Raw genomic sequence first — 10,664 nt, forward strand, 5'->3', positions numbered from 1 at the left:
GATGTGGGGTTTGACAGTTCTCTTGGATTCTCGCGTGCGCGGGAATGACGGAGTATTGGTTGGGCGCGATGTGGGGTTTGACAGTTCTCTTGGATTCTCGCGTGCGCGGGAATGACGGAGTATTGGTTGGGCGCTGTGTGGGATTTGATAGTCCGCTTGGTTTCTCGCGTTCACCGGAAAGACGGTGAGTTGGTTGGGCGCGGGGTTGGGTCCGGTACTCCGTTTGGGGTAGCGCCTTCTCCGTCGTCTGTTAGCGGGCGTATTCGTTATACCAGGCCTGGCTTGACCCGGTTCTGGCGCCACACCATCGCGACCAGCACGGCGGATGCCAGACCGCCGATCAGGGTAGTCATCGGCCCCGGAAAGCTGAAGGCAAAACCGGCAGCAACCAGTGGCAAGCGCTGCCAGGGTTTGACCAGCCCCGCCCCCAGCAGGTAGCCCTCCAGCCCGCCAGAGATCAGCATTATGCCGGCGATGATAGAGGGCAGGACGTAGAACAGCGGGGTCAGGTCGCCTTGCAACAGCAGGGCAGGCTGAAACAGGAAGAACAGCGGCACAAAGTAGATCACGATGCCCAGGCGCATAGCGGTGAACGAGGTTTTCATCGGCTTGGCCCCGGCGATGGTTCCGGCCAGGAAGGCTGCTGCACCCACCGGCGGGGTAATCACCGAGAGCATGGCGTAGTAGACGATAAAGAAGTGCACGGCGATGGTGTTCAGGCCGCCAACCTCAATGATCGCCGGGGCCAGTGTGACCGCCAGGAAGATATAGGCGACGATGGCCAGCCCGGCCATGCCCATGATGAAGCAGGCGGCGATGCCGAACAGGATCACCAGGAACAGGTTTTCGCCGCCCAAGCCTACCAGGCCGGAGGTAACCGAGCCGGTAACGCCGGTAATGGTCAGGGCGCCGACCACAAAGGCGATCGGCAGAATGATAGCGGCGGTCTGGGTCACGAGTACGCCGATCTGCCGTATTGCGTCATACAGCCGGGCGGGCGTCAGCCGCGTCTCTTTGCGCAGGAACGAGAGCCCGATCATCAGGATGCAGGCATACCAGGGCGTGTAGTACTCCCAGCGCATGTACAGCAGCCCCCACATGAGGAACGCCATGACGAACAGGAATGGCCAGCCGCGCATCAGCACCTTGCGCGTGGAGGGCAGATCCTCTTTTTCCATGCCCTTGATACCGGTGCGCGCAGCATAGCCATCCACCTGCAGCAGCAGGCCGAAGTAGAACAGCAGTGACGGCAGGATCGCGGCGATCATGATGGTGGCGTAGTCCACGCCAATGGTGATCGCCATGACGAAGGCGATCGCGCCCATCACTGGCGGCATCACCACGCCCCCGGTCGACGCGCAAGCCTCGATGGCACCTGCGTAATGGGCCGGATAGCCGGCTTTTTTCATGGTCGGGATGGTGATGGAGCCGGTGCCGGCGATGTTTGAGAAGATCGACCCGGACAGGCTGCCCATAAAGGCGCTGGCCACCACAGCTACCTTGGCCGGGCCGCCGCGATAACGTCCGAAACCGGCATTGGCCAGGTCAATAAAGAAGGCGCCCGCGCCGGTAGCCAGCAATATGCCGGCGAATACCAGAAACCCCAGAATGATCTCGGCGACGATCTTGGTGGTAATGCCCATCATGCCTTCGGCGCGGAAGACGTAGGATTCGATCATGCGGTCGAACTGATAGGGCACCCCCATGGCAAGCCCGGGGAAATGATCCGCCACCAGCGGATAAAGCCCGATCAGCACCACCACCAGCAGAAAGGGGGTACCGCCGCTACGCCGCGCCAGCTCCATCATCAACAGCCAGATGACGATGCCCAGATACAGATTGCTCCAACCGGCCTGGACCATGTCCCAGGCGTTATGGGCAAAGTAAAAGCTCGTTGCCATTACTGTGACGGCGGCCAGTATGTCGTAGACCGGCACTTTCGACTGCCCAGGTTTGGCAGGCAGCGCCAGAAAGGCTGCCGCGGCGAAAAAGCCAATAAAGATCCAATAGTACTCACCTTCCAGCAGGCGCCGGCCCTGCCAGGAGAAGCCGAATATATAGGCTATGCCCGATACCAGCCCACAGATGCTCAGCACAACAAAGGCAATGCTCTGCCATGAGTACGCCTCACCCAGCCGCGTGACCTCGTTGCCCGGCGCGGCTTGTTCCGCGGTGATGATGTCAGTTTTCATGGAGGTCCTTTTTATGCCTTGTTCTGAATTTCAAAGACGAGTACGAAAGCCTTCCAGCCCCTTTACATGCTTCTTCACGATGGCCATGAATCTCTCGTCGTTGGCGTCTGGCTTGATCCCGTTTGCCCGAGCTTCTGCCAGGGCCGCCGTTCGTGCGACCACCCAGCTATCCACTTTCTCGATAGCCTCCTGGTTCCATTTTTCGTCTTCCTCGGTCCAGGCGTTTATCTCTTTGAGGTAACGCACGGTGCCCTCATGCACCGGAAGCGGGGAGCGGTCCAGATATTCTCTGAAGACCTCCAGGCTCATCCGCGTCGACAGAGGATGCGAGCCTTTGTATTGATCGAAGGACTGGTGAAACCATTTGGCCATGCGGTAGGCGAAGGCGTCTTCAATATCTGCCGGGGCGGCGTAGAGGAAGTTCGAGGCCAGGCCGTCGATGCCTTTGGACGATGAAACGCCCATTTTGATGGTGCCGGGCACGACCATGGGACGGTGCTCGAGAAAGCCTGCCCAGGCCTGGGTGTTATCCAGATCCATGGACAGCCAGCGGATGCCGCCGGGCGCGCCTTCCATTTCTGCCATCACGGAACTGATGGTGGCGCAGTAAGCCACGTCGGCCCGGCCTTCAACGACGGTACGGCAGTTCTCCACATAACTGCTCGCGGGCACAAAGTCGAACTGCGCAGCGCCTTCTTCCGGCGTCATGCCGAGATAGGCCGGCAAGCCGTCCCGGACGGCAGCAATCATGGGTGGCGAGAATTGCCCCTGGGCAACCCTGAGGCCGCCTTGCTTGAGATCATCCATGGTATGCAGATCGGAGTCGCCGGAAACCACGAAGCCCCACGGGGTATCGTTGTGGTGCCAGATCACGCGCTGCGGCACGGGCGTCATGGTGGCGTAGTGGCCAATGCCCTGGATCTGGAAACGCAGTTCAGCGGCCGAGACGGAACTCAGCGCCAGATCGCGACGTTCAGTGAGCCGCTTGTGACGCTGGACCTCGCTGTCTTCCGGCACGACGCGCACGTTAATGCCCAGGTCCTTCTGCAGGATGGGGCCCCAGCCATTGGTGGAGGCAAAGCTGCCGCTGGAGGTGCCGGGCGTACCTATGACCAGCAGGTTCGGTAGGGCGTACTCATCCGCGTGAACCAAATTCACAGGACCAAGTGCCAGCACGCCTGCAAGAGACAGGCTGACACCCAACAGGGTTTTCAGCGATGTGACTTTCATGAGCGCTTTCTCCGATCTTGTTATTTTTATCGTGATGACTCTGCTGTGTTCATGCCGACAACTGCAAAATCAAACTAGGGTCGATGCTGCTGTAGTGTCAAGAAAGCGGGGCAATCATGCCGGCTGGAGAAGAGCCTTGATTTGCGTGATGAATACCAGGGATAGGGCGCCCTCAGGGACGCGCTTTCGCCAGGCGCCACACCGTATTGCCCACGTCGTCGGCTACCAGCAGACCTCCACGCTCATCCAATACTACCCCCACAGGCCGCCCGTGGGCGTTGCCGTCTGCGTTCACAAAGTCCGACAGCACGACCTGTACCGGGCCGGTTGGTTGGCCGGCGTTGAAGGGGACAAAGACGACTTCATAGCCGCTCAGCGGCCGCCGGTTCCAGGAACCATGCAGGCCGACGAACGCGCCTTCACCAAACCCCGTGACCCTGCTGTTATTGAAAGCCAGACCCAGCGGCGCGACATGCGCGCCGAGGGAGAAATCAGGTGAGACTGCGAGAGCCACCAGGTCAGGTTTTTGGGGGCTTACGCGTTCATCGACATGCTGTCCGAAATAGCTGTAGGGCCAGCCGTAGAAAGCGCCGCGGCGAACGGATGTGAGGTAGTCGGGTACCAGATCGCTACCCAGTTCATCCCGCTCGTTGACGACCGCCCACAGCTCACCCGTGTGCGGCTCCCAGTCCAGGCCTACCGGGTTGCGCAGGCCTGAGGCGAATACCCGCTTGGCACCCGTGGCCACATCGACCTCGAGTATCGCGGCCCGCATTTGCTCGACCTGCATGCCGTTTTCGCCAATGTTGCTGTTGGAGCCGACGCCGACATAGAGGTGGTCGCCATCGGTACTGGCGAGCAGACTCTTGGTCCAGTGGTGGTTCAGCTCGTCGCCCATGCCGGGCAGGTCGGCAACCTTGGTGGGAGCGGCGGTTATGGTCGTCTCGCCGCTGTGGTAGGGCACTTTGACTAGTGCATTGGCGTTGGCTACGTACAGGGTGTCCCTGATCAGCGCCATGCCGAATGGCGAGTGCAGGTCGTCGAGCAACACACTGCGAAAATCGGCTTGGCCGTCGCCATCGGTATCGCGCAACAGAGTGATACGGTTGGCGCTCGGCACTGCGGCTCCGGCGCGCGTCATGATCAGTTTCATGAACCATCCCTTGACGCCATCGATACCGCTTTTTCCCGGTGGGGCGTTGGTTTCGGCAACCAGCACGTCACCATTTGGCAGGACGTATAGCCAGCGCGGATGGTCGAGGCCCTGGGCAAAGGCCGTCACTTCCAGGCCGGTGGCGGGAGTCGGCATGTCTCCCTCTGGCCACCCGACCGCCGGGGCAATCTTGATAACGGGGATCAGGCCGGGTTCGGGCTCCAGCAATGGCGGCTCAGTGCCGGTCAAGGCTTGCGTCGGTAGCCGTGCTTGCCCTCCGCAGGCTGACAAAAGCGCAAGTAGCGATACCAGTGCCATTTTCATCTCACTCAACCCTCGCGTAACAGCATTGCCTGATTCAGCTTCAGTGCCCGCAATGTCGGCAGCAATCCACCTGCCAGGGCAAGCGCACTAACGGCACCCGCCACCAGGGTGCCAAGCCACCATAGATCACCGGCCGGCAACTTCAGCAAGGTGGCCGCCAGCGGCAAAGCAATCAGCGCGCCAAGCGCAGTAGCAAACAGCGTAGCGATAACCGTCAGCAACCCGGTTTCCAACAGCATAGCTAACCGAATGGCACGGTGCCTGGCGCCGAGGATGTGCAGCAGGTTGGCTTCATACAGTTGCCGCCTGCGGCTGACACTGACCACGCTGGACAGTACCAGCAGGCTGGCGGTGAGGCTGACCAGGGCGACGGCGGCGAGTCCGGCGGTGGCTTTGCCGAGCAGGTCGCCTGCGGTTTCCAGCCAGTCGGCGGTGCGCAGGGTGATGACGTTGGGTATGTTGCGGGCCAGCCATTGCTGGGAGGCCTTGGCGGCCGGATCGCTCTGATAGACCACGCCTACGTAACGGCCGATCAGAGCATCCAGTGCGCCATCCTGCAGTACGCCTTCGAACCAGAAGCGGGTCTGCAGGCCTTTCTGACGGTAGAGGGCTTTGATCTCGGCAGGGATGGTCTGGCCTTCGACCTGAAACTCCATCTGGTCGCCCACGGTCAGGCCTAGCTGGTTGGCTTCGCGATCTTCCATGGCCATTAAAGCGGGTTGGCCCCCTGGCGCGGCCGCGGTCCACCATTCGCCGACGATCAGTTCCAGGTCTTCCGGGTTGCCGAACAGGTAGCTGAGTTTGTATTCATCGCCCATGGCTTCGCGCCTGGCTTGCGAGTTGTCTGCCAGCACTTCAGCAATCGGCTGCTGGTTGATGGCGGCCAGGCGGCCGCGCACCAGCGGTAATAGTTCGATTTCGCTGGCGGGGTCGAGTGATTGCAGACCGCTTTCCAGGGGCTCGATCTGGTCTGGCAATACCTCACACAGGATCAGCGCGGGTGCTTCGGCGGGTATGGTGGATTCCAGCGCGCGCAGCAGGGTGCTGACCAATAGGGTACAGGCGACTACCAGCGTGAGTGCGGTCCCTAGCGAGAGCAGGGTGGCGCGCAATGGCGAGTCGGGCCGGTGCAGATTGGCCAGGGCCAGGCGCCGGGCGAAGTTGCGATCGGCAAGACCGCTGTTTTCCAGCGTCCGGGCGGCGTGCTGCAAGCCCTTGATCAGCGCCTCCAGCAGACCCCAGAGCACGACCAGCGCGAGCAGAAACAGAAAGCCGAGTTGGGAGGAGGGCAGCCAGAGCAGCAGGGCAGCGATATACACCACGAGCAGCGCATAACTGGCGATGCGCCAACTGCGCGGCTCATGGGCCGCAGCTTGTACCTTGCCTCTGAATAATCCGGCTGGGGAGGCAGCCAGTGCCCGCGCCAGGGCCGGTAATGCAAAGACGTAGGCGGTCAACACGGCGAACAACCAGCTTAAAAGCAGAGGCAGGATCCACAGCGACAACCACTGGCCAGCGCTGCTCGATTCGGTCGCGGCAAAGGTATCACCGGCCAGACTCAGGGCCAGTGTCGATAGCCCCAGCCCGATGGCGCCGCCAACCAGGCCGGCAATGCTGCCGAGTATGCCGATCTGTAGCAGGTAGATGCCGACCAGGGGTTTGCGCCGCAGGCCGAGGGTTTGCAATGTGGCAATGGTGCCGAGTTTTTCATCCAGGTAGGCGTGAATGCTGTTGGCCACGCCCAGGCCGCCAATAAACAGGGTGGTGAAGGCAATCAGGATCAGTGCGGTGGCAATCTGGTCCAGCCGTTCGGCCAGGCGTTCGCTGCGCTCGGCAAAAGTGGTGGTGTCCCACTGGGTATCGGGGAAGGCCTGTTCGAATTCATCCAGCCACACATCCAGGTCGCGGTGGGTCTGTACGCGGTATTCATAGTCGACGCGGGCGCCCGGTCCGATCAGTTGGGCTGCCTGCAGTGCCTCATCGGAAATCATGATCGGCAGACCGCGCCAGTTGGCATTCAGATTGCGGTCAGGTTGATCCCGGATCAGCCCACTGATGCGAAAGGCGGCGGCGCCGATCTGGATTTCATCACCTATGCTCTGACCCATGCGTTCAGCCAGCACGGGGTCGATAACCGCGCCCCAGAGATCATCCTGTCGGGCTGTGAGCTCGGCCAGCGGTTGGTCTGGCGACAGCTGCAGTTGGCCGTACAGCGGGTAAGCGGCATCGGGCGTAAGGATCGCGGCTCTGAGAAAGTTCTCCCCGGCCTGGTCGCTGACCATGGTGTCCAGCTCGCGCACCAGGGAGATAGTGCCACTGGCGCGAATCCATTCCAGTACCTCATCGGGCAGGGGCTCGCTGGCATCCAGTTCCACGTCGCCGCCCAGCAACGCGCGCGTGTCCGCGAGCAGGCTCTGCTCGACCACGCGATACAGGCTGGCGGTGACTGCCACGAGGGTGACGCCGAGTATCAGACAGGCGAGAAAGACCTTGAGCAGGGAGAGGCGTGAGCGCAGATCGGTGACGGCGAACCGGCACATCCAGGAAAACGGGGTGGGCGTATCAGAGCGCATGCAAACGCCCTGCATCCATTCTGACCCGGTGCTGGCAGCGCTCGGCTACACGCTCGTCGTGGGTGACCAGAATCAGCGTGGATTTGCTTTGTTTGTGCAGCTCAAACAGCAGCGACAGCACCTTCTCGCCAGTTTGCTGGTCCAGGTTGCCGGTGGGCTCGTCGCCCAGCAGCAGGCTCGGCTGATGCACCAGCGCCCGGGCAATCGCCACGCGCTGCTGCTCGCCACCGGACAGCTGGGTAGGGTAGTGCTGTAACCGGTGGCTCAGCCCGACCGCTTCCAGCATCGCCAGGGCGCGCTCACGGGCGTTGGAATGGCCGGCGATTTCCAGCGGCAGACTGACGTTACCCAGCGCGCTGAGGCCTGGCAGCAGATGGAATGACTGGAAGATGATGCCCAGGTGCGCGCTGCGCCAGTCGGCCAGGGCGTTGGAGTCCATGTCGCCGAGGCGTTGACTGCCGACCAGGATCTCGCCCTGATCTGGCCGTTCCAGGCCGGAGAGCAGGAGCAGCATTGAGGTCTTGCCGCTGCCGGAGGGGCCGGTAATCGCCAGTGACTCACCGGGTGGCACTGTGAGCGAGGCATCGTTGAGTACCGCGACGGACCCCGATTCAGTGGGGTAGGTGAGGTGAATGCCGCTCATTTGCACGCTGGTGGACACAGGGGCTCCTTGGGTCAGGCCGGATCAGCGAACACTATGCCATGTCCCCTGCAGCCCGGACGATCCGACGACACCATTAGCAACACTCCCAGTTGCGGGTACCCGCGATTATTTCGCCTGTGTAACGCCTTAGGATGACGAGACCGGCGCCGCATCCGGTTCCCCGACCGCCCATTCGTTCGGAAAGCGTCGGATCAGTAGAGTCAGGCCAAAGCCCACCGACATGACCGTAAAGGTGAAGCCGAACGGCACGATGAAGCCGCCGGTGGTTTCGATCAGCCAGCCGGCGATGGCTGGGCCCATGAACTGGCCGACGGCAAAGAATAGGGTGGCAAAGCTGAAGGCGATCGGGATGTAACGCGGCGCGACCTGGTCGGTGGCGCTGGTCTGGATCATCGCAAACAGGCCGTTGACCGAGACGCCCATGACCAGGAAGTGAAAGAAGAAAAAGGGCAGGGTCTGCTGCAAGAGCGGCAGGCCGATGGCGGTGATGACCAGCAAGAAACACATTGCCAGCGCATTGCCGCGGCCCCAGAAATCAGACAGCCAGCCCCACAGCGGGCCGGCGGCAATCGACAGCAGGCCCATCATGGCCAGGTAGCGTCCGGCCATGGCTGCGCTGTGGCCGCTTTCGACCATGAAGCTGATCATGAATACCGACTGGGTGATATAGCCCAGGCCGATAATGCCGTAGGTGATGGCGACGATCAGCACGCGCGGATTGCGGTAGATGCGCCACTTTTCATCGGCGGGCAAACCGCCTGATGTGCTGGTATTGGCTTTGGGCGTGTTACGCACGAACAGCGCAATCATGGCCGCCACGAACAAAGCAACACCGGCAAACACGCCCCAGCTGACGCGCCACCCCTGGTCGCCGAAGGTGCTGAACAGAAACGGCACCAGCATGCCGGATACCAGAACGCTGAGACCCACGCCGCTGGTCATGCAGCCGATCACCAGGCCGCGTTTCTCGGGAAACCAGGTGGCCAGCAGCGCCACCATGGGCGCAAACGCAAACGCGGTACCAAAGCCCAGCAGTCCCATCAGGAACATGACCAACCAGAAGTTCGCGGCGAAGGCCAGGCCGACGAACCCGACTGTGACTGTGAGCATGCCGAACATGACGGAGGCCTTGGCACCCCAGCGAGCAGCGGCCAGGCCGCCGGCGAGCACAAAGCAGACGTAACACAGGGCAGTAACGGTGCTCAGAATACCGGCCTGCTGGTACGACAAGCCAAGGTCTGCGCGCATCGCCGGTAGGATGATGCCGTACGCCAGGCGGGCAAAACCGATCACGACCAGGGAGGTAAGGGTGCCGCACAGCACAGTTATGACCATGTTCGGGCGGTTGGCATTCTGAGACATCGGGGCTCGCTTATTGGCTGACTTTTCGCAGCCGCCAAGGTTAGCAGTTATCCGCCATGTTGGCCGGTTGGGGTGCAAAACTCTTCCACACCAGGCCGAGCAACGTAGCTGCCAGCACGGCAAACAGCATGCCGGCGCCCGACGCGACGGGGCCCGCGTCCAGCGCTCTCAAGGTGAGGCCGGAGACCAGGACCCAGATGGCCGGAATGAGGAAGGTGGCCCAGAGAGCCCAGCTTCGCAGCAGGATCAGCGTCAAACCGAGGGTGGTGATGGCGGTGGGGTCGGCATGGATGCCGAACATTTGTGCCTGGTACCAGGAGCCGCCGCTCAGCAGTGCCGTGAGAGGCAGGATGATCAGGCCGTAGAGGCTGATTGCTGCACCAATGATGACCGGTGGGCTGGTGGCGCGCGGGGCTTTATCCACGCCAGACCCGGTTAACGCAATCACGATCAACAGCACGGCCTGGGCGATAAAGGCCCAACCCGCATAGTCTCCAGCCCAGTTAAGCTCAGCATAGCGCTGGAACACGAATGCGATGGCGACGAAGAGCCAGAGTGGAACGGGAAGCAGGACGGCGAGACGTGGGCGCTGCCTGAATGCCAGCACCAAGGTGGCTGCGCCGATTGCGAGGGTGAGCAGATGCAGCGGCCAGAAGGTCTCGCCCATGCGTTCCAGCAGGCGGAAGTAGACGTCCGCGGTGAACGGAATGAAGTCCTGCAGACGGTAGCCGGTCCAATCGTTCATAGCGATTTCAGGTAGTCTGCCATTCGCTGCCGGGCGCCGGGTGAGGGTATCAGCGAATGGCCAGCGCGCATGTTCTCGCGCATGTGCTCGACCTGGGTAGTCGCGGGAATGGCGCAGGTGATGGCCGGGTGGCTGACGATGAACTTAAGCAGAAAGTCTGCCCAGGTATTGCAGCCGCATTCCGCCTTCGCCCATTTAGGCAGTGGCTCGTTGCGCCGCTTGAGGTTCTTGATCAGGCTGCCGCCATCGTAGGGCCGGTTGGCGATCACGCCGATGTTCAGCTCTTGTGCCAGGGGCAGCAGCCGGTCTTCCGCCTCACGGTGGGTAATGTTGTAGGTGAGCTGAATGAAGTCGATATCCTCCGAGCTCATGATCTGCTCCATTTCCCGGTGGCGGCGCCCGTGGGAAGTGGTGATGCCGA

At 61.7% G+C, this 10,664-nt stretch carries 8 protein-coding genes; all 8 read right to left on the reverse strand.

Features of this window, described 5'->3' with window-relative positions:
* Window positions 1-266 precede the first annotated feature (266 nt).
* The gene (locus ABYA88_RS13735; RefSeq protein WP_373187953.1) at window positions 267-2,192 is read right to left on the reverse strand and encodes a TRAP transporter permease; all 1,926 of its coding nucleotides are present in this window, start codon (window positions 2,190-2,192) and stop codon (window positions 267-269) included.
* 30 nt (window positions 2,193-2,222) lie between these two features.
* Window positions 2,223-3,422: a TAXI family TRAP transporter solute-binding subunit gene (locus tag ABYA88_RS13740; RefSeq protein ID WP_373187954.1), complete on the reverse strand. Its 1,200-nt coding sequence runs from the start codon at window positions 3,420-3,422 to the stop codon at window positions 2,223-2,225.
* Between the two features lie 172 nt (window positions 3,423-3,594).
* Window positions 3,595-4,899, reverse strand: a complete 1,305-nt coding sequence (locus ABYA88_RS13745; protein ID WP_373187955.1) for a sorbosone dehydrogenase family protein — start codon at window positions 4,897-4,899, stop codon at window positions 3,595-3,597.
* Window positions 4,900-4,904: 5 nt separating this feature from the next.
* The gene (locus tag ABYA88_RS13750; protein WP_373187956.1) at window positions 4,905-7,472 is read right to left on the reverse strand and encodes an ABC transporter permease; all 2,568 of its coding nucleotides are present in this window, start codon (window positions 7,470-7,472) and stop codon (window positions 4,905-4,907) included.
* Window positions 7,462-8,115 carry an ABC transporter ATP-binding protein gene (locus ABYA88_RS13755; RefSeq protein WP_373187962.1) on the reverse strand — a complete coding sequence of 218 codons (654 nt, stop codon included), beginning with the start codon at window positions 8,113-8,115 and terminating at the stop codon, window positions 7,462-7,464. Before ABYA88_RS13755 ends, ABYA88_RS13750 begins: the two co-directional genes overlap by 11 nt.
* Before the next feature lie 147 nt (window positions 8,116-8,262).
* Window positions 8,263-9,498, reverse strand: coding sequence for an MFS transporter (locus ABYA88_RS13760; RefSeq protein ID WP_373187958.1), 1,236 nt, complete (start codon window positions 9,496-9,498; stop codon window positions 8,263-8,265).
* 40 nt (window positions 9,499-9,538) lie between these two features.
* On the reverse strand, window positions 9,539-10,243 hold the full coding sequence (locus tag ABYA88_RS13765) for a DUF6064 family protein (protein ID WP_373187959.1): 705 nt from the start codon (window positions 10,241-10,243) through the stop codon (window positions 9,539-9,541).
* Window positions 10,240-10,664 (reverse strand): aldo/keto reductase (locus ABYA88_RS13770; protein ID WP_373187961.1); only part of this gene is annotated, 425 nt, incomplete at its 5' end. The genes ABYA88_RS13770 and ABYA88_RS13765, both read right to left, overlap by 4 nt.

This window comes from Halopseudomonas sp., from assembly GCF_041579695.1.
GTDB lineage: Bacteria > Pseudomonadota > Gammaproteobacteria > Pseudomonadales > Pseudomonadaceae > Halopseudomonas.

Excerpts from the sequence above, each read along its gene's own strand:
- ABYA88_RS13750 (WP_373187956.1), bottom strand. The coding sequence starts at position 7,472 with ATGCGCTCTGATACGCCCACCCCGTTTTCCTGGATGTGCCGGTTCGCC.
- ABYA88_RS13740 (WP_373187954.1), bottom strand. The coding sequence starts at position 3,422 with ATGAAAGTCACATCGCTGAAAACCCTGTTGGGTGTCAGCCTGTCTCTT.
- ABYA88_RS13755 (WP_373187962.1), bottom strand. The coding sequence starts at position 8,115 with ATGAGCGGCATTCACCTCACCTACCCCACTGAATCGGGGTCCGTCGCG.
- ABYA88_RS13760 (WP_373187958.1), bottom strand. The coding sequence starts at position 9,498 with ATGTCTCAGAATGCCAACCGCCCGAACATGGTCATAACTGTGCTGTGC.
- ABYA88_RS13735 (WP_373187953.1), bottom strand. The coding sequence starts at position 2,192 with ATGAAAACTGACATCATCACCGCGGAACAAGCCGCGCCGGGCAACGAG.
- ABYA88_RS13765 (WP_373187959.1), bottom strand. The coding sequence starts at position 10,243 with ATGAACGATTGGACCGGCTACCGTCTGCAGGACTTCATTCCGTTCACC.
- ABYA88_RS13745 (WP_373187955.1), bottom strand. The coding sequence starts at position 4,899 with ATGAAAATGGCACTGGTATCGCTACTTGCGCTTTTGTCAGCCTGCGGA.